This is a genomic window from Thermofilum adornatum, assembly GCF_000446015.1.
GTDB lineage: Archaea > Thermoproteota > Thermoprotei > Thermofilales > Thermofilaceae > Thermofilum > Thermofilum adornatum.
In genome coordinates, this window is the sequence record NC_022093.1 from 1,004,775 (window position 1) to 1,030,197 (window position 25,423).

The window sequence follows — 25,423 nt, forward strand, 5'->3', positions numbered from 1 at the left end:
TCACCTCTGCGAGATGTAGACAGTAGCTCCAGGGCCCAAAACACTACCTCTCCTAATGACGACACCATCTCCAATCACGCTATTTTCCTTTATAACAGTATCATTTTCGACTAAAATATTTTTTGCCAAAATACTATTTTCAACTAAGACGTTTTCAAGGATCGTCGTCTTACCAATTATCACGGAGTTCCTGATTTTTGTCTTCTTTCCTATAAATGTGTCGCTACCTACAACAGCATAGGGACCAATAACTGCGCCCCCATCTATTTCTACATTGTCCCCCAAAGCGACGGGCGGAATTATCGTTGCCCCATGCCGGAGCTCAACGTTTTCTCCAAAGAAGTTTCCATCAACAGCCTTACCATAGGGCTTCAGCGGCTCAGCGTATCCATCCAAGAGGTCAAAGTTTGCCCTCAAGAACGTTGCGGGGCGCCCAACGTCAACCCAGTAGACATCAGAGGCATACCATCCCGATATCCTGTATCCATTTTCCAGTAGCCAGGGAAACACATGTTTTCCGAAGTCCATAAGATGCGGGTTTTCTTCCAGTATCTCTAGTATTTCGTGTTTGAATGCGTAGAAACCGCTATTGGCAAGGTTCGCAAAGAGATTTACACGCCTAGTGCTCAGCATTGCGAAAGCAATAGAGGTCACATACATTTCTTGAAGATCGGGCTTCTCGAGGAAATGATAAATGTAGCCGTTCTGGTCGACGAGGACTGCGCCAAAGTCTCTCAGAGAGGGGACCTCTATCAGAGCGATACTTGCGAGTGTACCATTTTTCTCGTGATGGTCAGCGAACGATCTGAGATTTATGTTTGTGATGACGTCCCCCATGGTTACAATGAAGTCTTCGTCTATGTAGTTTGAGAGTTTCCTGACTGCGTCGGCCGTGTCTGCAGGATGAATAAGTGGCGCAACGATTTCTAGGTCTGTATCGACCCACTTAGCTACTAGGTGGTTGATTATCTTTTCTGCAAGGTAGTTTACCGCGATCACTACTTTCTTGAATCCATGTAGATGGAGAAGGGTCAATATGTGATCCATAATGGGCAAGTTTCCCACGGGAAGAAGAGGCTTGGGAGTCGTATAGGTTAATGGTCTTAGGCGTGTCCCCTTACCCCCAGCAAGCATGACAGCAGTTTTGATCATTTTTTACTACTAATATTAGTCTTGAAACAAAAATTAGATATTTTTATCTCTTCTAAAATTTTTTAAACAAATAGAGGACCCAAGGAAAAAAGATGCCTAGACAGAAAGGTCTTTAAAGAGCCTTTTCATCGTAGGTGTATGTGGGAGAACTAGAGCCAATGAGCGCTACAGGCATATTCGTTGTGACGAGAAGGCTAGAAGTCTACCAAACAATCGTTTTTGACTATTTTGACAGCGAGGGCGTCTACCACGAGCTCGTAGAAGACGAAGAAAAGCTCGAAAAAGAACTTAAACTCTTGGCTTCCAACATGCAGGGCTTCCTGGACGAGGAAGAAGTCATACTTAACGGCGAAAGGGTACGCCCCAGAGTCGTTGGAGTAGATATAGGGTTCAAATCTGTCCCAGAAGAACCGTTCATCACCTATTTTATTTTCTTCAAGGGAAAACCCCTCAAAGGAAAAAACTACTATGAAAATATCTATGAAAATACTGTCGCTGACTACCCGATAACAGCATACTGGTACTTTCCATTGAAAAGCAGAATAACAGACGTCCAAATGAGCGGAACCGTAGAAATAATAGGCTCAAACATTCTGATACTTAGACTCAACGAGGGAGAAAAGGTCTACGGCTACGAAAAAATAGAGTTCGAGCTCTAGCCCACCACCACTCAAACCTTTTCCCTGGTTTTATTGCCCATAGCCTCCATCTTCAATAATCTATGTGGCCAGTTTCACGAAACAATCAGAACAAATACCAAGAGCTTTTAATGCTCTCAGTCGCAAATTAACGAAGAACGCACAACATTTTTTATGAACCCAAAGATAGGGCAGTCGAGAAAATGAACCAGAAAGAGAAGAAGGTCAGCTTGAAGATCCCCGAAGATATTCATCAGCTAGTGACGAATTATTCAATAAGCAACAACATCGGCTTTGAAGAAGCTGTTATAGAACTACTAAAAAAAGGCTACGAATACTCGGAACTGGAGAAAAAATATGACAAATACATACATGACAGGGAAGTATGGGACAGAAGATACTATTTTCTCAAAGTCGAATCGGCATACATCTATTACAGGCTTAAACTTAGAGACATCTACGAGGAAATGAAGTCACTAGCTATGACTCTTTCTAGCGTCGTAAGTACCCTTGAACATTTACTCCAACGGTACGGTATTAAGGATCAAAACATGGATAATTATTTGGACAAGATGCATGCAACTGTCAAATATTATCTGGATCAATATGTTCTTGCCTCTAGGAAAGAGGAAAACTCCCCCGAAATAAATGATGCAGAAGTAATACAGTCCATCGAAGAGACTCTTCAAAAATACAAGAGTATTCTGGGAAGAGAGCAAAATAACACAAGTGAAAGGTGACAAAATGCTTCTCAAAAAGCCTAGGACGAGCGAAAAAGACGTAATCTACTTGGCACTTGTCGACTCAATATCAAAGGGCGGATGCCCCATCTGCAGAACGCTAGAAAAATCTGAAAACAACCTCATATGGATAATCCTATACGAGCACGTAAATGACCCATACGTAAGGGAAAAAATAAACAAAGGAAACGGTCTTTGCGGGTATCACTATAAAAAAGTCATAGAGATGGCTAAGCAAGACCCCCTAATAGGAGGCTTGGGACCCGCAATCATAGTGGAAGACTTGTTAAGCAGATTTGTAGAAAGCATAAATACGGATACTCCACTTTCAACGAAATGTTACATATGCTCTGAGCTCGAGAAAACTGAGGAGTCTTACATTGCCTCTTTTGTCTCTAAGCTAGATACGACAAACTTGCTTAGCCGTTACGAAAGTAACCCAGAATCGATACTCTGCTACAAACACTTTATGGAGATATATTCAAGGCTCCCCGAAGCAACCGCTCAGAAACTGAAAGAAATACAGCTAAAGAAACTAAACAGTCTTTTGGGCGAGCTTCGTTCCTACATAGAAAAGCACGACTACAGATACATTGGAACAATTACCGAGAACGAGGCAAAGTCGTGGACGAAAGCCATCGAGGCACTGGTTGGATCCGGCTGGTCAGCACTGTTCCAGCTCAAGCCTAAAGGAAAACACTCAAAGCAATGATTATTTGAAGTTCCAATATTATCAGAGGCTATGTTCATGTTACATGGTCTTCCGCCAATAATCTTGTTCTGGCGGGAAGAAAGCACAAAAAGAGAGATTTAACAAAGCATATTAAGTGAGCCTTATTTTAAGTCGGCGGCTTTAGAAGTCGTTGGAGGTGGCTATATATGCTGACTAAGTCGTTGACCAGAATTAACCTGGACGCTGTTATAAAATACGTTTTATCAAAGCAGGGCAGTGATGGGGGCTACCTGTCCTTCCAGTACCTAGACATGTTTGAGTCCTCGGCTGAGGATACCTACTACGCTCTTTCGATCTTAGAGACTTTGGGCGTAGAGCCTCCCCGTAGAGATAGGGCGGTAGAATTTTTGAGGCACCTACAGCACGAGGATGGGACTTATAGTAGTGTCGAAGTTGCATTTTATTCGATAATGGCTTTATCTTTGCTTGGTGCTTCTCCGAGAGACCCTAGGGGCGCATCAGAGTATCTAATGAAGGCGTTAGCCTCAAACATGAATGGGGATTATATTCTCCCAAGTTTCGAGGCAGAACAGCTGATAGATGAGTCAGGCGTTCTCAAATCTAAAGATGCAACTTTTACTTTGACTTCAGCAGACTTGACACCTGTCCCAATTAGGACGTCGATGATTGTTCTCGCACTTCACAAGCTGGGAGGCCTCGATGGAGAAGCGGAAGAAAAAGCATACCCATTATTAAAAGATGCATTGAGCAATGGTGGCTTAGGTACGCCGGTCTCCTTAGAGGTGGCCTACTGGGCACTTGAGGCTCTCTCGACTGTTGATCATTTACCAGAGACAAGTAATCTCGTTAAGTGGATCTATGCATGTGAAAATATAGATGGAGGATTTAGCTCTACACCGGGCTCGAAGACCGCATTTATTGAAAACCTCTACTACGCGTTGCGTTCCTTAGAAATACTTGGGTCTAGGCCCAAGTACGTCTCAAGCCATCTCGAATACGTAACAAGTCTTCAGAACGCTAACGGCGGGTTTAGACGCTCAAGAGAGCTTGGAGCATCGGCACTAGACTATACATTCCATGCTGTCAAGAGCCTTGTTCTTCTCGAGTCGCTATAAAAATCTCTTTAGTTCTTGAGTAGAATCTCTTGATATGTAGAGATATTGTTGACTGTGTAAAGACTAGTAACTAACACACCTATTTATACCCAGCAAATCTTCATCAAGGTTTGTGATAATTGAAGAAGTCTCACGTTTCCTGATCGGTATACTGATCGGCATACCCCTCGGGGCCTATGCATACAAGAAGTCCTACCTCGAGAAGAAGGCGGCAGTTTTAAGCATACTTTTTTCTGGTGTCTACCTCTTGGCGGGTGTTGGTGTCTTTATTACCTCGCTCTTCTTCTTTTTCTCTTCATCTATGCTAACCAGGCTCAACTTCGAATATAAGAGAAGCATAGGCGCCTCTGAGAAGGAAAGCGGCAGAAGCCTGGCACAAGTAATTGGTGCAGGTGGAGTTGCAGCTCTGTTCTCTGTTCTCTACGTATTCTCCCCTCATAACATAGGTAACGCGTTACTTGTCGGAGTCTACGTAGCTATAGCTTCCTCAAATGCAGACACATGGGCGGCAGAAATAGGTTCCCTCTCCAAATCAAAGCCGAGACTAATCACGAGGCCTTCACAGGTCGTAGAGGCGGGCACGTCCGGCGGTGTGACGTTGCTGGGCACCTTTGGCTCTCTTTTGGGGTCATTTCTGACTGCCGCTGTAGCCATGGTTATAAGTATGGTTGAGCATCCAACGCTAGCAAAGATCGAGATATTTTCCGTGATATTCATATTGGGGTGGCTGGGAGAAGTCGTCGATTCACTAGTTGGTGCGACACTTCAGGTAAAATACTATTGTCCAAAGTGCAACACATTGACAGATAAGAGGATCCACGGGTGCGGAAGCGAAACAATTCATGTATCTGGATACACCTATATCACGAACGAGGTTACAAACATCATCGCGACATCTGTAGTAAGCATAGTGGCCATAGCATTAGAGCTCCTCTAGCTTTTTACAAGCACTCAAGGTAAAAGTTTAATTATACACAGGCATAAATTAATTTGGGCAAGATGAGGAAGAAAAGTTTTCGGCTGTTCCTCTTTATTCTAATTACATTTATTCTAGTTTTTATAACTCTTTCCCGGGAAAACCCGCAAACAGTCGTTATAGTTGAGTTAAAAAGCAGGATAGACGAGGGGACCTACTACCTTGTAAAGAGAGGCGTTGAGTCGGCAAAAGGAGGCATACTTATCCTTGTAATCGATAGCTATGGAGGCTACCTGGACTCAATGGATAAAATCATCAACCTGTTAGTTTCATCGGATATAAAAACAATCTCCTGGATTCCACCAGGAGGGAAAGCCGCATCCGCAGCCGCAGTAATAGCGATGGCTACAGACAAACTCTACATGGGTAAAGGCTCAGTTATCGGCTCCATAAAGCCTTACCCAGACGATCCAAAAACTGTTGAATACATGGTGGCCAGGGTTTCAAGTCTTCTGTCCAAGAAGGGCGTAAATGATTCAAGGGGTATAGCTGAACGACTGGTAAAGGGAGCAGAAAGCTTTACAGAGAGTGAGGCCTCTGCACTAGGGATAACCCAAGGTAATGCTAACAGTATTGAGGAGCTTTTGTCAAAGGAAAACCTGCAGACAGCAGAAAAAGTCTATGTTTCAGGAGACGTTGTAAGCGACTTTCTATCCATAATTCTGGATCCGGCAGTCGCGATCCTGCTCCTGCTACTAGGAGTTTTACTTATTTTCCTTGAGCTAAAGGTGACAGGCTTCCAGGGCTGGGGCATACTTGGAGCAGCCTTCATAATCATTGCACTTTATACCTTCAACGTCACGGGAATAAATATTACCACATTTGTCCTCAGCATACTGGGGATAGCCCTAGTATTTCTCGAGTTCAAGAAGCCGGGCATTCAGCTTGCGGGCGTATCAGGAATAGCCCTAATAATCATTGCACTAATTTTTGAATACTTGTCGAGACCTTACCCAATGTTTTCCCCCAGCATAACAATTGTCTCTATCGGTCTCTTACTCATAGTTATCCTGCTAGCATTCGTAATCGCAAAAGCGCTCGAAACACTAAAAATGAAGACGCCTACGCTTCAAGACAAACTCATGGGAAAAGTTGGCTATGCCAAAACAGCTATTCCCAGGGGAGGAAGAGGAATAGTTTATGTCGAGGGAGAAGACTGGACAGCCGAATCGGATACCGACATCCCCCAGGGAAGCAGAGTTATTGTGAGAGGCATAGAAAACCTCATACTCAAAGTAGAGCCCTTAGGCGGGCAAGGAAAAGAACCCACTAAAGAATAAAAGATATATTAAAGTGGCTAGATTAAAAAACGAAAAACCATGGACCCAGTAACACTAATACTCCTCTTCGTTTTGCTCTTCGTCTTTGTATGGATAATTGCAAGCTATATAAGAATAGTTCCAGAGTACCAGCGCCTCGTCGTACTAAGGCTTGGACGCGTAGTCAGGATAGCGGGGCCAGGACTAGTATTCCTCGTCCCATTTATAGAGCAGGGCATAACGGTCGACCTTAGGGAACAATATATAGAAGTAACAAAGCAGACATGTATTACAAGGGACAATGCTCCAGTAGACATAGATTTCCTCATCTATTTTAAAGTAATAGATCCAAAGAGGAGCGTCGTAGAGGTTTCTGACTTCCGCGGTGCAGCAGTAGGAATAGCTACTACTACCCTCAGGGCCGTCGTTGGGGATATAGAGCTGGATCAAGTACTTGCCAAGAGAGAATACATAAACGAGGTTCTACGCGAAAAACTAGACGAAGTGACCGCCCGGTGGGGCGTGAAGGTAACTGCGGTGGAAATACGGGAAATACTCCCGCCAAGAGAAGTCCAAGACGCAATGATCAAGCAGATGTCCGCAGAGAGGAACAGGAGAGCAATGGTTACAGAGGCGGAAGGAAAACGGGAAGCCGCAATAAAGGTGGCACAGGGAGAAAAAGAAGCAATGATACTTAAGGCTGAAGGAGAGAAACAGGCAGCGATTCTTAGGGCTGAGGGAGCAGCGCTGGCACTGAAGTATCTAGATGACCAGGCAAAACTCATAGACGAGAAAACCCTGATGCTCCAGTACTTCACAACCCTCAAGGATATTGCTTCCTCGCCTTCAACCAAATTTGTACTACCCCTAGAACTCTTCAAGTTCCTAAAGCCTTTCGAAGAAATGATAGAGAAAAGGACTACAAAAGAATAAAAATTATTTTTCTTTCTTTACTTCTCCCTGAATGCTTCCAACAATATCTGCTTTACCCCTCAAGACAATTTCCTTAGCTACAATGTTTCCCTTTATGATTACGTCTTCCACGGTAACGCTGTCCGCTGAGATCTCTCTAGCCTCCAATATTGGTAGAGCATGGCGTCTCAAAGCATATTTAAGTATCTTTCCAAGAGACAGCATATTTTCGCCTCGGGAAGGCCTAACTGTAATCCTTTTTGCAACTATTTTTTCAGCAACAGCTTCCTCTGATATTTCAAAGAATGCCTCCTCGGCCTCAACGCTCTCTGCCTTAAAGCTCCCAGAGACATGTAATATTCTAGCCTTTATCCCATAGGACTTCAGTGCGCCAGCAATCTTTACCTCGTTTCCCTCGATGGAGCCGCTTATAGAAATAGACCCGGCAGACTTGAAAAGGTCACTTTTAACATTGCCCTCTATCTTGCACGAACCAGCACACTTGAAAAATTGTGCCGTTACGTCTCCCATGAAGCGTGCAGACCCGGAAACCTTTATTTCCTCCGCTTCTACATTTCCTGTCACCTTTCCCGAGCCAGAGATGGATATCCTATTGTATTTGCCGCCAGCAACCACACCGCTACCGGCAATATGAACACTGTCAACCTTGCTAGAAGCCGTGGATTGTCCGCGAAGAGTCCTCTCATACTTGTCGAATAGCTCTGCCATCACTTGACACCTGCCTCTTGCAGAATTTCCTTGATTTCCGTGAGCACATTCTTTATCTCTCTAAGCCTCTTCTGGATAAGCTCCTCAACTTCCTCGTCTGACAAGTCTTTATACTTCAATTCTTTCTCTGAACTCATACAGCCATACCCTCCTTTAGCAGGTCTCTTATTTCCTCTAGAAGCCTCTTTATCTCGTCAAGCTCTTCCAGCATAGCCCTCTGACGAGCCCTATAGATTCTCATTTTCTCTTCAATTTCTCTTAATTCGCGTCTCTTTCTGTCAACATCTCCAGTGGAGACAAACGGTTCTGTGAAACCGAAAGCAATCGAGAAAAATGCTAGGGTCCCGCCGGCCCCCATGCTGACTAAAACTATAATCGCGCCGAACAGCGTGTCAAGTGTCTTGTTGGATACAGCCTGGATAACGTTGTAAGGTATCCAAACGAGCAGAATTAATGATATAATAATACCGACTACAACTGCATAGTTAGGGACTCTCAAGCTTCTCACCTATTTTCCTTAAAATCTCTCCAGAGATAACAAGCTGGAAGTCGTTTAGACGATACACTTTCTTTGTTCTAGGCCCCTCAACATAGCTCCCGGATATAAAGCCTGCCTTCTCGAGAAGATTCAGATGCAAGTGGGTCAATGGGTAAGACAGCTTCAGGTACTTGGAGAGCTCGTAGGCATAGCGTGGCCTTACAGCGATAAGGGCAAGCATCTTAAGCCTTATAGGGTTCGCTAGCACCTGCAACACCTCTGACAGTTTTTCTGCATCTTCAACATTTGCCATTCACCATCAAATTATTAATCCAGAACTGATATATAAAGTTTATTTTACATAATACTTCCTCAACTCAAAGCGAAAACATTGAGTCATGTAGGAAAATGCTTGGTAAATACCCTGTTCAGCATAAAGCCTTAAAGCATGTTGGGAAAAAAGGATAACCCAGCAGTTGTGTCACTATTCTGGGATGGCCAGCTCCTCTAGGATTTCAGTTATCGTTTTATTTGTATGGACTGCCATCATGAATGCTTTTGTCGCCTTTGCCGGGTCGCTGTGCTGGAAAATGTTCCTGCCAATAGCCGCACCAGAAGCACCGCTCTTAATTGCCTGTTGAACCATAAGCAATGTGTCTTTAAAGGAGGACTTTGGGCCGCCTAGGACAACTACTGGAACAGGGACGCTCCTCGTTACAAGTTTAAAGTCTTCGCGGTACACAGTCTTAACTATGTCTGCTCCCAGCTCAGCGGCTATCCTTGCGCCATAGGCGACGACGTCTGCACCATACTCGGTGAATTGTGGAGGCTTTGGCACGACCTCTGCCATTACTGGTATGCCTAGGCTATCTGCCTCTTCAACTACGCTTGCCAGTTTCTCCCAGAGATAGTTCTCGTTCCTGCTACCTGGATAAACCATTACGCTTACAGCGTCGGCCCCAGCTTTCACAGCTCTATTAACCGTCGAGATAAGTCTGTCGTCAGTCTCGTCTAGGCTTTTAACAGTCCCAGTACCATCTATCCTTGCAACTACAAAGGTTCCAGAAAGAAGTTCATAGTAGTGCTCAATCATTGAGGGCGTAACCATGACGGCGTCTGGTTCTGCCTGCATGACTCGGGAAATTGTTTCTCCAAGGTTTTCAACACCTGGGATGGGTCCGTGTCTTCTTCCGTGGTCGAGTGCAACTATAAGGGCTCTTCCATTTCTAAAAAGCCTCTTTAATCTAAGCTTTTTTCCACTCATTCTACAAACTCCACCTTGACGACTTCCCCGTCTTTTACTTTTTTAAGTCTCTCTGTGTCGCCAATCACTTTTCCTATAACGTTGACTGGACTCGCTGGTCTAATCTCGCTACCCCTGCTTACAGGTGTTGGCCCAAAGAAGATGCAGAGCGCCCTTCCGGGTGGCCAGTAGGCAACATCTCCAACGTCAACAACATCTTGTGCCACTTCCTGGGCTACACGTGCCGGCGTCGAAAAATAAATCTCTTCTCCCCAGAGGTTTACCCTGCTCTCGAACGGTGCGGCTGATTTAAGTGCTTGGAGTGTCTTCGGGTTTTTGCCTGTAAGCTCTACTTCTACTACGCCTATGCTTTGTGGAAAAATTATCCTAAGCTTAGCCATGGATCATTTCACCCAAGACCTTGTGGTACGCAGAGTACAGGACGCCTTTTGCGGCTTGCACAGTTTCAAGCCAGTGTTGGCCCTCTTCAGGCTTGACTTCGAAGCCTATGGCTCCACCATAGTTGATCTCGAGGAGAACTTTGAGCAGGTCTGCAACATCGTTGACCCCGTTTATGGCTCCCGGCCTATAGAAGCCTGGATGCCAGTCTACCAGCCTGCCGTCTGGCAACTTCTTTGTGCAGCCGATGTGTATATGTGCAAGGTAGTCCTTCGCGACCTTGATGTCTCCTGGCTTCTCGTTGAGCATGGGTCCGTGGCTTAGGTCCCACAATAAACCAAAATTGTCAAAGTCAGCTTTGACCTCTTTCGCTACCTCTACCGCTTCACGTATCGGTCCTATAAGCTGTTTTTTGTCCCAGTCCCTGTCAAACGTCTCAAGAATAATTGTGACTCCTAGTTTTTTCGCTTCTGCCGTTATTTCTTTAAGGCTCTTAACTAGAGAGTCCCTTGCGGCCTCCCGGTTTTCCGGCCCAGGGTCAGGACCACTTGAAAACGCAACCTTTGTTACGCCCCTGCTAGCCGCAGTCCTAACTACTTCGACTAGTTTTGCTACAGCCCTTTTCCTTTCCTCTTCTTTGAGTGAAGAAGGATTATAGCCCTGCATCAATACGAGTGGTTGCACGCCAAACGCAACTTCAACGGTGCTCGAGGACAAGATTGGGCTGACGGCTTGCCAGGCTTCCTGGCTTAAGGCTTGAACCTCGATCATGTCGAAGAAACCGTCACTAGTCAGAGCCGAGAATGTCTCCTTAAGGGCTGGAACATCCTCTTTAAGGACAGGGGGATTAGCCATGAAGGCCACTATGCTTACCCTCCAGGGAAAGTGTGCTGTAAAAGCTGTCTTTCCCTTTGCAAAATAAACTGCAAACATTTTTATCAGTTTTTATTAGCACTGCTTAAATTAAAAAGTTGCTTATTATCAAGCGATGCTTCAAGAATTGCTAGACATATATCTCCCGCTGTTTTCCGGACTATTGTTCAGCTATTTCTATAAGCCAAAAGAGAACGAGGTAGGACTGTTTGCAAAGATCGTGCTCTATGTTTTTCTTACGCCTCTTTTATTCACCTCTACGTATTCCAGGCTAAGCGGAAAACACGACTTATCAGTTGTCAATCTAAGCTTGTTGAGCTCTATTCTCGTATTGGTGACCTTTGCTATAGGGAGAAAGCTCTTCAAGAGAAAAGAGCTCATACTTACCTCGATGTATGCAAACGCTGGATATATTCCTCTTGGTATAGCGCAAAATCTCTGGGGAAATACCGGTGTTGCAAGTGTTGGCTTCTATATATTGGGAAACAATATCACTTCGAACATTCTTTCCCCAATTTATTTGGCGAATGATAGAAAAGAGAGCCCCTTAGAGAGGTTGCTAAAGTACCCTCTCACCTATGCAATACTGTTAGCTGTTTTGTTTGCGTCTCTTAGGCTACAAATACCTGAAATAGTTCTGGAACCCATCTCCACTCTTGGGAATGTTGCCTCGACAGTCGCACTTGTACAGTTAGGTGTAGAGGTTGGCTCGCATCTAGACTTCTCACTATTAGACGGAATAAAAACATACTTCCTGAGGCTCGTGGTAGCCATCTCTATAACTTGGCTCTTAATTTGGCTTGGGCTGATCGGCGGGATAGACTCTAAAGTAGCAATAATAGAGTCAGTTATGCCCAGCGCCGTTTCATGTGTTGTTATTGCACGTGAACTTGGACTAGACCCGAAAACCACGTCGGGAATAGTCTTTGTATCGACACTCATATCTACATTCGTGTTTTTGCCAATCGCTCTACTGTTTGTATAAAGGAAGATGAGCTACTTCGAAGGCGACCTCAGCAAGCCTTCGCTTGGAGACGCCCAGCCACGAAAGAAAACCTCGGCATTTGTGTTTTCAGCATAGTTACCTTGAGCATCTATAGCGATGATGCCCACAGTGTTTGCGCCAAAGAGCTTACTTGCAAGCGAAACAACCTCATCTAAAGACTTTTCCAGGGCCAAGCCGCTCCTAACAAGGGACGCTATTCTACTCGCAAGGGACAGCTTCATCATGACCTCGCCAACACCCGTGGCAGACACAGCTACGACGCCGTTCTCAGCGTACACGCCGGCCCCAGGTATAGGGGAGTCTCCCACCCTGCCAGGTAGCTTCAAGAACAAGCCTCCCGTGCTTGTTGCGGCGGCAAGGTTTCCTTCAGAATCAAAAGCAACTGCCCCAACAGTGTCCCCTGCATAGAGGTCTTTAACTTCGTAATTATTTTTCCAGAGCTCGAATCTCTTCTCGTTTACCTGCGTCTTGTACTCATTGTATCTCTCCAGCACTCTTCTTGTAGGACCCGGGTGCGGCTCTAGATTAAATTTCTTTGCAAGGAAGTCTGCGCCCTCACCTACGATGAGAACGTGGTCCGTCTTCTCCATGACTATTCTTGCTAGGGAAATAGCATTCCAAGTATACTTTTGCGCGGCCACGGCGCCTGCCGACAATGTTTTTCCCCACATTATGCCAGCGTCTAGCTCTATTTCCCCTTTGAGGTTGACCACGGCGCCTTTCCCAGCGTTAAATAGTCCAGAAGCCTCCATTGTTTTGACAGCTTCTTCCACAGCGTCAAGAGCCGTGCCACTCCGCAAGACATCTAGGCCAGATTTAAGAGCATCCATCAATGCATTTTCTATCTCTTTTCTTTCCTCATCGCTCATTCTTCGCGCTCTGCCGGCGCCACCATGAACAGCAATTATAGGCTTGTGTTTCACACCCATGAATATAATGCTCTATTAAAATTTCTTTTGCTTCTCGATATTTCTTTGGTCTGAAAAAGTTTTTTAATATGCGTTAACAATCTTTTTGGGCGAAAAGATGCTTCCCGTATACCCACCGCAAGTCGTTACACTACAGTTCCAGATTGGACCAACTGAGATAATCCTACTCATAATCCTCGCCCTTATACTCTTCGGCCCCAAGAAGCTTCCGGAGCTTGCGAAGGCAGCAGGCGAAGCAGTCAGAGTCTTCCGAGAAGAAACACAAAAGGTCACTTCCTCAGTAGAAGAAGCATCAAAGAAACAGGAAACAACTACTGCAATTTCAGATGAGGATCTAAAGAAGCTCGCAGAAAAACTAGGTGTGCAGACAGAGGGAAAGACCAAGGAAGACCTAGTAAAAGAGGTCATAGAAAAGGCAAAAGAAAAGGGGTTAATCTAAAGTTGGCCCCTAAAAGTTATTTTCAATGATAATTTTTTCAAAATACGCCTATCTATGTTCATATGAGTCAAGAAGCGGTTGCTCTAACAACTAAAAAGAAAAACGACTTGCTATACTATTTATCTAAAACTTCTTCCAGTACGGCCGAAAAGATAGAGCGTCTAGAAGCACTGTACAAGTCTCTGAAGGAAAGAGCCTCAAGAAACCCACTTCTAGAAAGAATCTTAAACAAGTCGTTTACTCTCCTAAATATTCCTGAGCCGCCAGCCCTCCAAGAGGTTGAGCGTACAGCACGCTCTCTTGAAGAATACTCTACCAGGCTTCATACACTAATTACAACTATCGAGGATGCTCTCAGAAAAATCGACCACATCGAAAGCTCCATGAATGAAATAGAGAAGAACAGGCATGAACTGGAAAAGTGGACAGACGTAATCCAGAATCTCAACCCGTCGCTTTACTCCGACGCGGTCAGATTGCTCCGCAAAGCCGAGAAGATCCAACAAGAAGACTACAACGATTTCAACGACTTATATAAGCGCGTCGAAGAAATAAAACAGCAACTATACCAGATGTATGTTAAGACTAAGACAGAATACAACAAAACAGTATCGATCCTGCAAGGAGAGGTCGCAACAACACAAGAAGTACTGGCAAAAGCAGAAGTCGTCGCATCACTCCAAGACAGGGCAAAGATAGAACAATCCAAGGCCCGGCTGAAACAGATAGAAGAATACCTCTCAAAGGCAAAACAGGACCCCCAGCCAATAGATCCAAATGCCATCTACAAAGAGCTGGCGAAAATAAAGAACGAAGCACAGAGCCTCCTAAACACTGCCCTGTCAGAGCTGGAAATAAAGGTCTACGAGGAAACACTTAGATACACAAACATCTTGGGTAGGAAACCTATCCCCCTGACCGAGCTACTTGAACATGTTTCCCGCAAGACAAATATGCCGACGCAGGAAGTTCTCAGGACACTTTACAGCTTAGCAACAAAAGGACTAATCTCGGTCAAGGTTCTTGTTCAAGGCTGATACAGTTCCCAAACCATTACAGTTTTTATAATTAGAGTTGTACTGGGTTCTGTGTCTTTCATTGCAGGCATAGACGAGGCTGGACGCGGCCCAATGATTGGGCCCATGGTTATAGCTATGGTCTACTGTCCAGGAGAAAAGCTAAAGCTACTCGCAAGCCTCGGATTCAAGGACTCAAAGAAGGTTGCACCATCTACCAGGAGAAGGCTGGCAAAAATCCTCCCAAGTATCGGGTGCGGCGTCGAGAAGGTCATAGTTGAACCACACCTAATAGACTGCGCCGTCAAGGGCGAATGCTACCAGAACCTAAACTACCTAGAGGCAGCTATGGCAGCTGGGCTCATAAACAAAGTGGCACAAAGCATTCCCCTTGAAACTGTTTACATAGATAGCCCAGACCCCGTCCCAGATAGATACGCCGAAGCTGTAAAATCCCTTCTAAAGATACCTGTCCGGCTCGTGGTTGAAAACCATGCCGACGAAAAATACATAATCGTCGGCGCCGCATCTATAGTTGCAAAGGTTGAGAGGGACAGCATAATCGAGGAGCTAAAGAAGACATATGGAGACTTTGGCTCAGGCTATCCAAGCGACCCTAAGACAAAAAGATTTGCTGTTGAATGGCTAAAGAAAAACCCCGAGCCGCCACCCATCGCAAGAAAAGAGTGGGACTCGTGGAAAAAACTCCTAGGTAAGTAGCCGTCTCAATACAGTTATGGCTATAAACCAGAAAAACAATTAAGGAAGTATTTTCATATCGACAACATGGTCGAACTATCCAAAAAGTACTTTGCTCATCCAACTGCAATCATTGAGGACGGCGCAGAAATAGGAGAAGGCACACGTATCTGGCACTTTGCACATATAAGGAGTGGAGCAAAGGTAGGCAGGAACTGTAACATAGGGAAGGATGTATATATTGACCAAGGAGCAGTAGTAGGCAACAATGTCAAGATACAGAACGGTGTATCCGTGTATCGGGGCGTAATAATTGAGGACAATGTGTTTGTTGGCCCCTACGCAGTCTTTACAAATGACAAGTATCCGAGGGCATTTTCGACTGACTGGGAAGTAGTAAAGACAACGATAAAGGAGGGGGCATCCATAGGGGCGAACGCTACCATTGTGTGTGGAGTTACCATTGGAAGGTACGCGATGGTGGCGGCGGGTAGCGTGGTAACAAAGGATGTTCCAGACCACGGGCTCGTCATGGGCAATCCGGCGAGACTTGTGGGTTTTGTCTGTTACTGTGGTAGGCCGCTCAAGGAGGTTATACGGGAGACCGAAAACAGTGTGCTTTTAAAGTGTCTGCACTGTGGTAGGGAAGTTTCTATATCGAGAGAGCTCTACAGCAGAGTCGCCAGGGCAAAGGATAGCAAAGATTAACTCGGTTATCTTTACAGTATGTTAATACTCAAGTTTAATTTTCCAAAAATGTAAAAAATATAATTGTGGATAAAGATATTTTACTATCAATAGACATAGGCACGACAACTGTAAAGGTTGCTCTTTTTGACTCGGTTGGAAACCTTTTAGCTGTAGATGGTAAGGAATACCCAACGTACTATCCTAAACCGGGATGGGCTGAACAAGACCCGGAAGACTGGTGGGAAACTGTAGTAGAGGTTACAAGGACTGTTATCAGGAAGTCCCACATTGACCCCTCAAGAATAGCAGGTATCAATGTTAGTAGCCAGAGAGAGACTCTAGCTTTAATAGACTCAAACGGAAAGAGTTTAGGAAGAGTCCCAATATGGATGGATAGGCGTAGCGCTCCCCAGGCTGAGAGGATAAAGAAGGAGAATGATGTTAGGGAGATCTACCGGAGGACAGGCCTGGTTGTCGACGCCACGTTTACAGCTACAAAGCTGTTGTGGTACAAGGAGAATGAACCCGAAGTACTTAAAAGGGCAAAGAAGGGGCTACAGCCCAAAGACTATGTTATATACAAGCTTACCGGCAGGCCAATTACCGACCATACTGTTGCATCTAGGACAATGCTGTTCAACATAGTAAAGTTGCAATGGGACCAGGAACTATTCGACATGCTGAAGCTGTCAGAATACATCGACCTGTTCCCTGAGTCTCTAAACAGCGACGAGATTGTTGGGACCCTAAGCGAAGAGGCGGCTAGGATCCTGGGCCTTCCCACAGACATAGAGGTACTTGCTGGGATGGGGGACAGGCAAGCAGAAGTTCTAGGAGCGGGGATATTTGAGTCTTCAAGAGTAGAAGAATCAACAGGTACAGGCTCTACGACTGCAACAATGGTTGACAGGCCGCTACTCGACGAAAAAATGAGGTTTTCGGTTGGGGCTTCACCCATAAGGAATACTTGGGTAATTGAGGCAGGTATGAGTACTGCAGGCGCCATACTTAGGTGGTTCAGAGACCAGGTCGCTGAAAGCGTACAACAGCTGGCAAGCTCTACTAGGAGGAGGGCCTACGAATACCTAGACATGGAAGCCGAATACATACCTCCAGGCTCAAACGGGCTAATTGTTTTGCCGTTCTTTTCTGGAGCCAGGTCTCCAAGGTGGAACCCCTATGCTAGAGGTGTCATATTTGGGCTAACTGTATACCACACTAGGTCACACATTTTCAGAGCCATGATGGAGGGAATAGCCTACGAGATAAGAAAAATACTCGAGGTTTTCGGCGAGCTAGGAATAAGGCCGAGCGAGCTTATACTCATGGGTGGAGGAGCAAAGTCGCCGACCTGGGCAAGGATAAAGGCAAACGTCACAAAGCTAGAAGTAGTCCTGCCAGAACTCCTAGACGCAGCGCTAGCTGGCGACGCGTTAATAACGAGTACAGCTCTAGGACTCTTTGAGTCACACCGGGAAGCCGCCAAGGGATTTTTCAAAGAAAGGGCTAGGATACGCCCAGACCCCAAGGAAGCCTCCATTTACGACGCTTATTATGCCATATACGACAAGTTATACACGCAGCTGGAGCCACTTTACAGGGAAATTTCATCTATAAGCGAGCTTACTCCTACTCCTCCCCCCTGGGACATAGACCGACTAATACACCTCTTATTCAAGTTGCATGAATAAACTTTAAGCGAGAAAGTGAAAGTTAAGATAAACCAAAGATATTTTTTAGAAATAGTTGGTCAAAAACAAAAACATAGAAGGCTTATTCCCTGAGCGCACCTATGACGTCTCTGATCGATATAACTCCTACAGGCTCAGAACCCCTTGTTACCACCAAGTGTCTTATCCCGTTTTCTGACATGAGTGCTACAGCTGTCTGCAGTGACGCGTCCACGGGAACTGTCACTACATTTGTGGATGCTATACTTGCTACGGTTTTGTCAAAGTCCAGCTCGTTCTTTAGGGCGTTTACAAGGTCGTACTCTGATACAACGCCGTAAAGCCTTCCACCATCGAGAAGCACCACTAGGCCTACATCCTTTTCACTCATTAGTTTTGCAACAGTTCTAATTGCGTCTCTCGGGCTAGCTGAAACAATTGTCTTCTTCATCCAGTCTCCCACCTTAAGTCTAGACAATGTGTTTTTCAAGGCCTCGTCTATCACGAGCAAGTGTTCGCCCAATAGGTCCCGCGCGCTCACGACACCAAATAGCTCATTGTTCTTTGTCACAACGAGATGCCTTATCTTCTTCTGGGAAAGCAGTTTAAGTGCCTCATGATAGGGGGTAGAAGCATCCACAGCCACCACGTCTCGCCTCATAACGTCACCTACGGGTGTCTTGAAGCCGGCATTTATGGCTATGCCCCTAACAATGTCTCTCTCGGAGACAACCCCCTCGACTTTTTTCCCGTCACTGCTGACAACTGCAAACTTTTCCTCGAGAAGTTTGTGTGCAAGCTCCTTTATGGGCATCGACGGGGGTACGACTAACGGCTTACGCACAAATTGCTCGATGCTCTTCCAGACCTCGCTCTTCAACTCTTCGAACAGCTTTCTAGCTTCGTCCACAGATGTCTCGTCCTCTAGGGTAGAAACGTCTCCAAGAGGTGCGTTGAGCGCTATAGACCTGAGTAGTCGACGCATAATTTTTCCAGACCTCGTCTTTGGAACCTTTGACACGAAAAACACAGTTGAAGGCTCAGCAATGGGGCCAATAGCATTCCTTACATGTCTCCTAAGTTCTTCACGAAGCTCCGGCCCAGCTTTGAACCCTTGCTTCAAAACCACAAAGGCTACGGGTGTCTCAGCCTTTATGGGGTCGGGGACACCGACAACTGCCGCCTCTGCAACAGCCGGGTGGCCGACAAGGGCAGACTCAATTTCATATGTGCCGAGCCTGTGGCCCGCGACCTTTAGTACTTCGTCGGCTCTTCCAAGCACCCAGATAAAGCCGTCCTGGTCCTTTACAGCAAAGTCCCCCGCATAAAAGTAGCCTGGGAACCTAGCCCAGTACGTAGCCTTATACCTCTCTGGGTCGCCCCATATACCGTGAAGCATTCCAGGCCAAGGTCTCTTAATCACAAGGTAGCCCTTGACGCCTGGCGGCACGCTTTCGCCCTTTGCATCTACAATGTCTGCCTCTATGCCTGGCAATGGGGGACCATTTGTCCCGGGCTTCATGGGTACAAGGAAGAACCCAGGCGTATGAGAAATCATTATTCCGCCGGTCTCGGTCATCCACCACGTTGATCCCAGCACTACCTTCTCGTTGCCTAGAACCCTATAGGTCCATCTCCATGCCTCTGGATTAATCGGTTCTCCAACAGAGTGGATAATCCTTAGCGAAGACAAGTCGTGCCTTCTCGGCCAATCCTCGCCAAACTTCATAAACATTCGTATAGCTGTAGGGCTAGTATAAAAAACGGAGACCTTGTAACGCTCGATGATGCTCCACCAGCGATCCGGCTGTGGATAGTCTGGAGCACCCTCGTAGACAACCTGGGTTGCGCCGACGAGCATTGGCCCAAGAACCACATAAGAGTGGCCAGTGACCCAGCCAACGTCTGCTGTACACCAGTAGACATCGTGTTCACGTATATCGAAGACCCACTTCATTGTTGCATATACGTGAACGGCCCAGCCACCAGTATCGTGGACTATACCCTTAGGCTTCCCAGTAGTTCCAGAGGTGTACAGGATAAAGGATGGATGCTCGCTTTCAAGCCTCTCAGGCTCTACAAAAACATCGCTTGGGACTTCTCTAAGCAAATCATGTAGCCAGTAGTCTCTGCCCTCCCTCATCGGCACGTTATTTAGACCTATCCTCTTCACTACAACGACCTTCTCAACAGAACGGGCCCTCTCCACGGCCTTGTCGGCTGTCTCTTTTAGTGGGACGATCTTCCCCCTCCTCCAGAACCCGTCAGCAGTTATGAGTAGCTTGGCACCAGCATCGTTTATCCTGTCAGCAAGGGCCTCAGCCGAGAAGCCGGAGAAAACTACACTTGTAATAGCTCCAATCCTCCACGCAGCCAACATGAAAATAATCGTTTCGGGGATCATTGGCAAATAGATGGATATTCTGTCTCCCTTACCTACACCGAGCCTCTTCAATACATAGGCCGCCTTGTTGACCTCTCGGAGAAGTTCCCCATACGTGTATCTCATGACCTCGAGAGGCATACCATTTCCGTCTACGGGTTCGCCCTCCCAAATCAGGGCAACCTTGTTTCCTCTACCCTTCTTGACATTTAGGTCCAGCGCGAGGTAAGACAGGTTTATCTTTCCGCCGACAAACCACTTATAGAAAGGAGGATTAGAGTCGTCCAACAAGTTCTTCCACTTTTCAAACCACTCAAGCTCACTAGCGACACCATCCCAAAACTCATTGAAATTCTTCAAAGTCTCGGCATGCCTTCTCCAGTAGTCCTCAATTCTCTGAAACACGAACTTGTCGTTTGTAACATACTCCCCAAATGGAAGGCTCCCCGGTTCCATCGTCAATCGCCAAAAAACCTTTAGACAACTGTATTATTAAGCAATATTCAAAATAAATCATGACAAATCGCAGAGCACTAGGAAAAAAATGGAGCCCCGGCCGGGGTTTGAACCCGGGACCTCCGCCTATCCGGAAGGACTAGTTCTTACCAGAGCGGCGCTCTACCGAGCTGAGCTACCGGGGCTCGACTTCAGATGTCTTACTGAGTAATAGCTTTGTGGGGTTTAAATTTTTTGTGGGATGAGCAATTCTTCTATAGTTGTGTCTCTCATTTTCCTGGAGTGTTACTATATATTTTCCTTTCTTACTCCTTCCTCTTCCAGGTTGACGGTTAGAACGTTTGTTGCGTGGCTTTTTAGTGCGCTGATTATTTTTTCGGCGTCGTTTTCTCTGCATAGGGCTACGATGTATCCTCCCCCTCCGGCGCCTGTTAACTTTGCGCCTAGGGCTCCGTTTTCTCTGGCAGTATGTACGAGTAGCTCTATTTCCTTCGTTGAGACGCCTACAGCTGAGAGAAGGCCATGATTTATATTCATAAGTATTCCCAGGTTTTCGTAGTCTCCTTTCTCCAAAAGTTGGGCCGCCTCTACGACTAGCTTTCCAGCAGAATAGTAGATTGGGTCTAGTATACTTGGATAAGTGTTTTTAAGTGCAAGCACCCTGCGAACCATTTCGCCCGTGTTTCTGGGGTTGCCTGTGTCTGCCAATACTAGCTTTACCCCTCTAAAGATTGGTTTTAGCTGGATGAATCCCTCTCCTTTCCTATATGCAATGGCCCCGCCAAAAGTGGCTATGGTGTTGTCTATTCCACTGGGTTTTCCATGGACAACTTTTTCTGCCTCGTAGGCTAGGTCTGACACTTTTCTGGGGTCTAGCTGGAGGCCCAAGGCTAGGCTTGTTGCGTGGACTGTGGCGACTGCGACTGCCGCGCTCGAGCCCATTCCGCTACCTGGAGGTATCTGCGAGTCTATGTGTATGTTTAGGCCTGTTTTTTTGTCGGCCTCAAGCATCGCAGTGTATGCCGCAACGGCGACTGGGGTCATTTTGCCCGTCCAGCTGTCCCTCTGGTTAAGCGGGAAAGTCTCAGTGAGGTCGAAGTTTTTCGAGTACACCTTGATTTCGTCGCTCTGCGTGGGCTCCACAGTTACATATGCCCTTAGCGAAACGGCTATAGCTATTGCTGGCTGTCCCTCGACGACAAAGTGTTCACCGAATAGGATAACTTTTCCAGGTGCGCTTGAGGTAATCCTAGACATAGAAAAAGTGAGTGGATAGATTGGTATATTTTTAGCGTTGTAGCGTTGCTAGGGCTTGATGCCTTTTTCCAGCAATAGTGCTTTTATTTTTTCAATAGATCTCTGTATAGCCTCTGCTGGGTATTCGTGTGCTGGAAGCTTTCCATCGAGGAAGTCCTGGTACGCGGCAAGGTCGAGTAAACCGTGCCCGCTGAGGTTAAACAATATTACTTTTTCTTCGCCTTTTTGTTTGGCTTTTATCGCCTCGTCGATTACTGCTTTTATAGCGTGGGCGCTTTCTGGGGCTGGCACTATTCCCTCGGTCTGTGCGAAGAGCCTCGCAGCCTCGAAGACCTCTACTTGGTTATATGCTGTGCTTTCATATATTCCAGCCTTCTTCAGGAGGCTCAGGGTAGGTGCGGCGCCATGGTATCTTAGGCCTCCTGCGTGGATGGGTGGAGGTATAAAGTCGTGTCCAAGAGTGTACATCTTTAGTAGGGGTGTTAGTCCCGCGGTGTCCCCGTAGTCGTACATGTATTCGCCCTTAGTCATGGATGGACATGACGCCGGCTCTACGGCTAGGAACCGTGTCCTCTTGGGCGCTTTTCCGGATCTGACAAGATAGTAGAATGGATACGATATTCCGGCGAAGTTGCTTCCTCCACCCACGCAGCCTATGACAATGTCTGGGAACTCGTCTTCCGCTTCGAGTTGCTTTATTGCCTCTAGCCCTATAACTGTCTGATGCAACAAGACGTGGTTGAGCACGCTTCCAAGGCTATACTTTGTATCCTCATGAGATATTGCGTCTTCTAGGGCCTCGCTTATCGCTATTCCCAGGGAGCCGGGATTGTCAGGGTCCTTTTCCAGTATGCTTCTTCCATACTTTGTCCTGTTGCTCGGGCTTGGGACTACTTCTGCCCCCCACGTCCTCATCAGTATGGCTCTGTATGGCTTCTGCATGTAGCTGACCTTAACCATGTATATCGTCAGCTTTAGGCCAAAAAGCATTGTCGCGAACGAGAGTGCAGATCCCCACTGCCCAGCACCAGTCTCTGTAGTTAGTCTCTCTACTCCTTCCCTTGCATTATAGTATGCCTGGGCAACCGCCGTGTTGGGTTTATGGCTTCCCGGCGGACTAACGCCTTCGTACTTGTAATATATCCTAGCGGGGGTTCTAAGTGCCTTTTCGAGACGATATGCACGGATGAGGGGGGTTGGCCTCCAGATTCTGTATACATCGAGCACTTCTTCTGGTATGGGTATGAATCTTTCCTGTGACATTTCCTGTCTAATAAGTTCTTTTGGAAATATGGGCTCAAGGTCTTTGGGCGAGACCGGCTGGCCAGTGACTGGGTTAAGTGGCGGCGGAAGAGGCTCTGGCAGGTCTGGCAGGATGTTGTACCATTCCCGTGGCATCTCATCTTCATCTAGATGTATCTTTTTGTTCATAACTTGTCTATTTTGTTCATTGATGTATATAAATTTTTCTTTTATGTACATTTTAGAGAAGAATGAATATAAATGGAGGTTTATCACCATAAAGAATTATGGATAAGTCGTTTTGGAAACATGTAGAAGAAGTTCTAGGGTCGGGCAAAAGAATCCAGATAGCAAGAACTCTACTAAAATACGGGCTAAGCGTGAGAGGAGAAGACGTATACATTGGCGACAAAGTAAAAGTTACGGTAACTTCACTCGCGGAAGAAGCAGGCGTAGACAGGAGAGTAGTTATGGAGGTTCTTAAACAGATAAATAACGACGACTTCCTCAGGGAATTTTTCTTACACCTCAGGCCAGCAGGCCCCTCACTCGTGTCGGTTTCACGTCTGCTGGGTTACAGGTGCCTAGTTGTGGAGATCTTTGAAGACAAACCGGGCATAATTGCCTGGGTCGCTAACGCATTGGCCGAGAAGGATATAAACATTCTACAGGTGGTCGCGGAGGATCCGAACATATATGAAGAGCCCAAGCTCTACGTCGTCGTCTCGCAGCCTGTTCCCAGCGAGGTCATTGAGAAGATTCTCCAGCACCCGGCAATTAAGCGTGTGTCAATAAGCTAAAGTGAATTAGCAGCATCAATTAATTCTTTCAGGATATTTTCCATGTAGGCGCTGGGAACCTTGTAGCTAAACGCCGCCAAGTGTCCACCCCCTCCACCATAGCTTCTCGCTATGTCTGCAACGATCTTTGATATCTTTTCATAGCTGTTTTTGGCCGGTGCTCTATACGTGATGAGTGTAGCTGTTTCTCCCAGTCTTGTCAGCAGGATAACGGGTTTTTCCTTTTCGCCTGCGAGGACAGATGCTATTCTCCCAATGAATCCATATACCCGTCTGTTTCTTAGGTCAGCTATTAACAGGTTGTCTGACTCAAAGATTGTGCTTTGCTTTGCCTCTTGGTATAATTCCCTGTAGATTTTTTCTCCCTCTTGGGCCGCCTCTGCTGCCTCATCTGGGACTATTATTTTCTTGTTTAGCCAAGACGATAGTATCTTTTTCCTGAGCTGTTCCTCGCGAGTCTTGTATGCCAGGGCAATGCTAAGGGTTTCTAGGGAATGGTGCAGGGGGTCATCTTTCTCGAGCTTTATTGCTAGATCGGATGCTTCTCCCAGCTTTATTATGCTTTCGTAGAAGGAAGGGTCAGAAGTGTTCTGAAGGAATTTTCTAGCTATTGAGGCCGCTGATCTTGTGTTTTCGAGTATTGTTTGGATTCCTATCTTTGTCAATTTGTCTGAGAAACTTAGCGTGGACGGGTGATGATCCAGCCATATTATTTTTCCCCTCTTTGAGATGTCATATAAGAGAAGAGATAATTTTGGCCATAGTTCTGTATCGATCGCTATGTCGACGAGGTAGAGTTCTTCAAATTCTTCGGGAACCTGCAGCAGCGTCTTGTCGAGTTCGTGGGGCTGGGAAAATAGAAATATCAGCCTTGTTTCTGGATGCTTCTTTCTAATGGTGTCAGCTATGACTGCTGTAGCAGACATTCCGTCAAGGTCCCCATGAGAGATAAAAATCGTGGGTTTAGACATAGATACTAGGCCTTCTGCATAATTACTGCTGTTGTATTCCCTTCTCTTTGAGTTTATTCATTATTTTTGCAAGGACAAGTTTGGCTTCGTCCTCCTTTATTCCTAGATGCTTTGATGTAGCTTTTATATCGCCATTTATGGCGAGCATGGCGAGGATTCTGCGCTCTTTTTCGTTTTCTGCCAATCCGTTGGCTAGGGCTATTTGTGCAGCCTCAGATATCTTGTCGGAGTCAATATCTCTAGTTATCATTTCCGTCGGTAGGGGTTCTCTAAACCTGTTGAGATTATCTAGCGAGATGATTGTGACCCATTCGTCTTTCCCAATGTCTGGATAGATCTCTTTTAATGCGTTGATTAGCTCTTCTTTAGAACTAAAACCGTCCTTTACAGCGTCGTCATTTGTTAGTTCTCCGAGCTTAGTATATCGGACATATTTTACCCGGGCGGTTCCATGGATTTTCCCGTCGCTTTCAATATAAACAACGTCATATCTGGGCGTGACGATCCCCCTTCGGACAGTTGTCGTTTTTTCCCCGTTGAAGAGCTGGTCAATGTATTTTGCTTTGAACGATAATTTTCTGCCCAGCTTCCTGTTTATTATCTTCCTAGAGCCCCCCTCCATGTTTATAGGTTTCCTCCTCTGTTTTGAAGCCACAT

The 25,423-nt window shown here is 46.0% G+C and carries 28 protein-coding genes, 1 tRNA gene and 1 pseudogene; 14 read left to right on the forward strand and 16 right to left on the reverse strand.

The genetic code is table 11. The features are described from left to right. Entirely contained in the window at nt 1-1,152 is a 1,152-nt protein-coding gene (locus N186_RS05500) for a nucleotidyltransferase family protein (protein WP_020962782.1), read from the reverse strand. 140 nt (nt 1,153-1,292) lie between these two features. Between N186_RS05500 and N186_RS05505 the strand changes: the two genes are divergently transcribed. The 7 genes from N186_RS05505 (at nt 1,293) to N186_RS05535 (ending at nt 7,507) form a co-directional block, all read left to right on the forward strand. Beyond that, nucleotides 1,293-1,811, forward strand: coding sequence for a hypothetical protein (locus tag N186_RS05505; protein ID WP_020962783.1), 519 nt, complete (start codon nt 1,293-1,295; stop codon nt 1,809-1,811). A gap of 182 nt (nt 1,812-1,993) precedes the next feature. Continuing rightward, the gene (locus N186_RS05510; protein WP_020962784.1) at nt 1,994-2,530 is read left to right on the forward strand and encodes a hypothetical protein; all 537 of its coding nucleotides are present in this window, start codon (nt 1,994-1,996) and stop codon (nt 2,528-2,530) included. 4 nt (nt 2,531-2,534) lie between these two features. After that, the gene (locus tag N186_RS05515; RefSeq protein WP_148682094.1) at nt 2,535-3,242 is read left to right on the forward strand and encodes a DUF6062 family protein; all 708 of its coding nucleotides are present in this window, start codon (nt 2,535-2,537) and stop codon (nt 3,240-3,242) included. Nucleotides 3,243-3,409: 167 nt separating this feature from the next. Next, complete coding sequence (locus N186_RS05520) at nt 3,410-4,339, forward strand: prenyltransferase/squalene oxidase repeat-containing protein (RefSeq protein WP_148682095.1); 930 nt, start codon at nt 3,410-3,412, stop codon at nt 4,337-4,339. Between the two features lie 112 nt (nt 4,340-4,451). Continuing rightward, complete coding sequence (locus N186_RS05525; protein ID WP_020962787.1) at nt 4,452-5,276, forward strand: DUF92 domain-containing protein; 825 nt, start codon at nt 4,452-4,454, stop codon at nt 5,274-5,276. A 62-nt stretch (nt 5,277-5,338) separates the two neighbouring features. Beyond that, nucleotides 5,339-6,595: an NfeD family protein gene (locus tag N186_RS05530; RefSeq protein WP_020962788.1), complete on the forward strand. Its 1,257-nt coding sequence runs from the start codon at nt 5,339-5,341 to the stop codon at nt 6,593-6,595. A gap of 39 nt (nt 6,596-6,634) precedes the next feature. Then, nucleotides 6,635-7,507 carry an SPFH domain-containing protein gene (locus N186_RS05535; RefSeq protein ID WP_020962789.1) on the forward strand — a complete coding sequence of 291 codons (873 nt, stop codon included), beginning with the start codon at nt 6,635-6,637 and terminating at the stop codon, nt 7,505-7,507. Nucleotides 7,508-7,510: 3 nt separating this feature from the next. Here the strand turns inward: N186_RS05535 and N186_RS05540 are convergent, their stop codons facing one another. The 7 genes from N186_RS05540 to N186_RS05565 all read right to left on the reverse strand — a co-directional run bounded on the left by N186_RS05540 (nt 7,511) and on the right by N186_RS05565 (nt 11,268). Beyond that, the gene (locus N186_RS05540) at nt 7,511-8,215 is read right to left on the reverse strand and encodes a polymer-forming cytoskeletal protein (protein WP_020962790.1); all 705 of its coding nucleotides are present in this window, start codon (nt 8,213-8,215) and stop codon (nt 7,511-7,513) included. Next, nucleotides 8,215-8,352, reverse strand: coding sequence for a hypothetical protein (locus tag N186_RS09725; RefSeq protein ID WP_020962791.1), 138 nt, complete (start codon nt 8,350-8,352; stop codon nt 8,215-8,217). The genes N186_RS05540 and N186_RS09725 overlap by 1 nt, the downstream gene beginning before the upstream one ends. Next, entirely contained in the window at nt 8,349-8,714 is a 366-nt protein-coding gene (locus tag N186_RS05545) for a hypothetical protein (RefSeq protein ID WP_052885531.1), read from the reverse strand. Before N186_RS05545 ends, N186_RS09725 begins: the two co-directional genes overlap by 4 nt. Continuing rightward, entirely contained in the window at nt 8,701-9,006 is a 306-nt protein-coding gene (locus N186_RS05550) for an ArsR/SmtB family transcription factor (protein ID WP_020962793.1), read from the reverse strand. The genes N186_RS05545 and N186_RS05550 overlap by 14 nt, the downstream gene beginning before the upstream one ends. Before the next feature lie 171 nt (nt 9,007-9,177). Continuing rightward, nucleotides 9,178-9,957, reverse strand: a complete 780-nt coding sequence (locus tag N186_RS05555) for a class I fructose-bisphosphate aldolase (protein ID WP_020962794.1) — start codon at nt 9,955-9,957, stop codon at nt 9,178-9,180. Continuing rightward, nucleotides 9,954-10,337 carry a cyclophilin-like family protein gene (locus tag N186_RS05560; RefSeq protein WP_020962795.1) on the reverse strand — a complete coding sequence of 128 codons (384 nt, stop codon included), beginning with the start codon at nt 10,335-10,337 and terminating at the stop codon, nt 9,954-9,956. Before N186_RS05560 ends, N186_RS05555 begins: the two co-directional genes overlap by 4 nt. Beyond that, complete coding sequence (locus tag N186_RS05565) at nt 10,330-11,268, reverse strand: sugar phosphate isomerase/epimerase family protein (protein ID WP_020962796.1); 939 nt, start codon at nt 11,266-11,268, stop codon at nt 10,330-10,332. Before N186_RS05565 ends, N186_RS05560 begins: the two co-directional genes overlap by 8 nt. Before the next feature lie 55 nt (nt 11,269-11,323). On the opposite strand from N186_RS05565, the gene N186_RS05570 reads away from it, so the two are divergent. Then, nucleotides 11,324-12,193 carry an AEC family transporter gene (locus N186_RS05570; protein WP_020962797.1) on the forward strand — a complete coding sequence of 290 codons (870 nt, stop codon included), beginning with the start codon at nt 11,324-11,326 and terminating at the stop codon, nt 12,191-12,193. A gap of 11 nt (nt 12,194-12,204) precedes the next feature. On the opposite strand, the gene N186_RS05575 is transcribed toward N186_RS05570, so the two are convergent. Beyond that, complete coding sequence (locus N186_RS05575) at nt 12,205-13,143, reverse strand: isoaspartyl peptidase/L-asparaginase (protein WP_020962798.1); 939 nt, start codon at nt 13,141-13,143, stop codon at nt 12,205-12,207. 97 nt (nt 13,144-13,240) lie between these two features. On the opposite strand from N186_RS05575, the gene N186_RS05580 reads away from it, so the two are divergent. The 5 genes from N186_RS05580 (at nt 13,241) to N186_RS05600 (ending at nt 17,678) form a co-directional block, all read left to right on the forward strand. After that, nucleotides 13,241-13,582 carry a Sec-independent protein translocase subunit TatA/TatB gene (locus tag N186_RS05580; RefSeq protein WP_020962799.1) on the forward strand — a complete coding sequence of 114 codons (342 nt, stop codon included), beginning with the start codon at nt 13,241-13,243 and terminating at the stop codon, nt 13,580-13,582. A gap of 62 nt (nt 13,583-13,644) precedes the next feature. Further along, nucleotides 13,645-14,619 (forward strand): V-type ATP synthase subunit I domain-containing protein, encoded by a 975-nt coding sequence (locus N186_RS05585; protein WP_020962800.1) that lies wholly within the window; start codon nt 13,645-13,647, stop codon nt 14,617-14,619. A gap of 51 nt (nt 14,620-14,670) precedes the next feature. Beyond that, nucleotides 14,671-15,318 (forward strand): ribonuclease HII, encoded by a 648-nt coding sequence (gene rnhB / locus N186_RS05590; protein WP_020962801.1) that lies wholly within the window; start codon nt 14,671-14,673, stop codon nt 15,316-15,318. A 66-nt stretch (nt 15,319-15,384) separates the two neighbouring features. Continuing rightward, entirely contained in the window at nt 15,385-16,005 is a 621-nt protein-coding gene (locus tag N186_RS09870; protein ID WP_020962802.1) for an acyltransferase, read from the forward strand. Between the two features lie 65 nt (nt 16,006-16,070). Further along, nucleotides 16,071-17,678: a xylulokinase gene (locus N186_RS05600; RefSeq protein WP_020962803.1), complete on the forward strand. Its 1,608-nt coding sequence runs from the start codon at nt 16,071-16,073 to the stop codon at nt 17,676-17,678. A gap of 82 nt (nt 17,679-17,760) precedes the next feature. On the opposite strand, the gene N186_RS09910 is transcribed toward N186_RS05600, so the two are convergent. From N186_RS09910 to N186_RS05620, 5 genes and pseudogenes are all read right to left on the reverse strand, one after another. Further along, nucleotides 17,761-18,471 carry a CBS domain-containing protein gene (locus N186_RS09910; RefSeq protein WP_420804548.1) on the reverse strand — a complete coding sequence of 237 codons (711 nt, stop codon included), beginning with the start codon at nt 18,469-18,471 and terminating at the stop codon, nt 17,761-17,763. Nucleotides 18,472-18,522: 51 nt separating this feature from the next. After that, a pseudogene (gene acs / locus N186_RS05605) lies at nt 18,523-20,496 on the reverse strand (acetate--CoA ligase); the annotation flags it as partial. Between the two features lie 89 nt (nt 20,497-20,585). Then, nucleotides 20,586-20,681, reverse strand: a tRNA-Thr gene (locus tag N186_RS05610). 103 nt (nt 20,682-20,784) lie between these two features. Continuing rightward, nucleotides 20,785-21,753 (reverse strand): mevalonate kinase, encoded by a 969-nt coding sequence (gene mvk, locus N186_RS05615; protein WP_020962805.1) that lies wholly within the window; start codon nt 21,751-21,753, stop codon nt 20,785-20,787. A 48-nt stretch (nt 21,754-21,801) separates the two neighbouring features. Continuing rightward, nucleotides 21,802-23,184, reverse strand: coding sequence for a TrpB-like pyridoxal phosphate-dependent enzyme (locus N186_RS05620; RefSeq protein WP_052885667.1), 1,383 nt, complete (start codon nt 23,182-23,184; stop codon nt 21,802-21,804). A gap of 98 nt (nt 23,185-23,282) precedes the next feature. Here N186_RS05620 and N186_RS05625 point away from each other — a divergent pair, with 98 nt between their 5' ends. Beyond that, entirely contained in the window at nt 23,283-23,795 is a 513-nt protein-coding gene (locus N186_RS05625; protein ID WP_020962807.1) for a hypothetical protein, read from the forward strand. Here N186_RS05625 and N186_RS05630 read toward each other — a convergent pair. Next, nucleotides 23,792-24,721 (reverse strand): hypothetical protein, encoded by a 930-nt coding sequence (locus tag N186_RS05630; protein ID WP_020962808.1) that lies wholly within the window; start codon nt 24,719-24,721, stop codon nt 23,792-23,794. The two genes, N186_RS05625 and N186_RS05630, sit on opposite strands and share 4 nt — an antisense overlap. Before the next feature lie 67 nt (nt 24,722-24,788). Next, entirely contained in the window at nt 24,789-25,421 is a 633-nt protein-coding gene (locus tag N186_RS05635) for an ASCH domain-containing protein (protein WP_020962809.1), read from the reverse strand. Nucleotides 25,422-25,423 lie beyond the last annotated feature (2 nt).

Coding starts and splice junctions, on each gene's coding strand:
- N186_RS05550 (WP_020962793.1), bottom strand. CDS start 9,006: ATGGCAAATGTTGAAGATGCAGAAAAACTGTCAGAGGTGTTGCAGGTG.
- N186_RS05585 (WP_020962800.1), top strand. CDS start 13,645: ATGAGTCAAGAAGCGGTTGCTCTAACAACTAAAAAGAAAAACGACTTG.
- N186_RS05620 (WP_052885667.1), bottom strand. CDS start 23,184: ATGAACAAAAAGATACATCTAGATGAAGATGAGATGCCACGGGAATGG.
- N186_RS05535 (WP_020962789.1), top strand. CDS start 6,635: ATGGACCCAGTAACACTAATACTCCTCTTCGTTTTGCTCTTCGTCTTT.
- N186_RS05500 (WP_020962782.1), bottom strand. CDS start 1,152: ATGATCAAAACTGCTGTCATGCTTGCTGGGGGTAAGGGGACACGCCTA.
- N186_RS05625 (WP_020962807.1), top strand. CDS start 23,283: ATGGATAAGTCGTTTTGGAAACATGTAGAAGAAGTTCTAGGGTCGGGC.
- N186_RS05540 (WP_020962790.1), bottom strand. CDS start 8,215: ATGGCAGAGCTATTCGACAAGTATGAGAGGACTCTTCGCGGACAATCC.
- N186_RS05565 (WP_020962796.1), bottom strand. CDS start 11,268: ATGTTTGCAGTTTATTTTGCAAAGGGAAAGACAGCTTTTACAGCACAC.
- N186_RS05530 (WP_020962788.1), top strand. CDS start 5,339: ATGAGGAAGAAAAGTTTTCGGCTGTTCCTCTTTATTCTAATTACATTT.
- N186_RS05515 (WP_148682094.1), top strand. CDS start 2,535: ATGCTTCTCAAAAAGCCTAGGACGAGCGAAAAAGACGTAATCTACTTG.
- N186_RS05570 (WP_020962797.1), top strand. CDS start 11,324: ATGCTTCAAGAATTGCTAGACATATATCTCCCGCTGTTTTCCGGACTA.
- N186_RS05520 (WP_148682095.1), top strand. CDS start 3,410: ATGCTGACTAAGTCGTTGACCAGAATTAACCTGGACGCTGTTATAAAA.
- N186_RS05630 (WP_020962808.1), bottom strand. CDS start 24,721: ATGTCTGCTACAGCAGTCATAGCTGACACCATTAGAAAGAAGCATCCA.
- N186_RS09870 (WP_020962802.1), top strand. CDS start 15,385: ATGGTCGAACTATCCAAAAAGTACTTTGCTCATCCAACTGCAATCATT.
- N186_RS05575 (WP_020962798.1), bottom strand. CDS start 13,143: ATGGGTGTGAAACACAAGCCTATAATTGCTGTTCATGGTGGCGCCGGC.
- N186_RS09725 (WP_020962791.1), bottom strand. CDS start 8,352: ATGAGTTCAGAGAAAGAATTGAAGTATAAAGACTTGTCAGACGAGGAA.
- mvk (WP_020962805.1), bottom strand. CDS start 21,753: ATGTCTAGGATTACCTCAAGCGCACCTGGAAAAGTTATCCTATTCGGT.
- N186_RS05560 (WP_020962795.1), bottom strand. CDS start 10,337: ATGGCTAAGCTTAGGATAATTTTTCCACAAAGCATAGGCGTAGTAGAA.
- N186_RS09910 (WP_420804548.1), bottom strand. CDS start 18,471: ATGCCCATAAAGGAGCTTGCACACAAACTTCTCGAGGAAAAGTTTGCA.
- N186_RS05555 (WP_020962794.1), bottom strand. CDS start 9,957: ATGAGTGGAAAAAAGCTTAGATTAAAGAGGCTTTTTAGAAATGGAAGA.
- N186_RS05510 (WP_020962784.1), top strand. CDS start 1,994: ATGAACCAGAAAGAGAAGAAGGTCAGCTTGAAGATCCCCGAAGATATT.
- N186_RS05580 (WP_020962799.1), top strand. CDS start 13,241: ATGCTTCCCGTATACCCACCGCAAGTCGTTACACTACAGTTCCAGATT.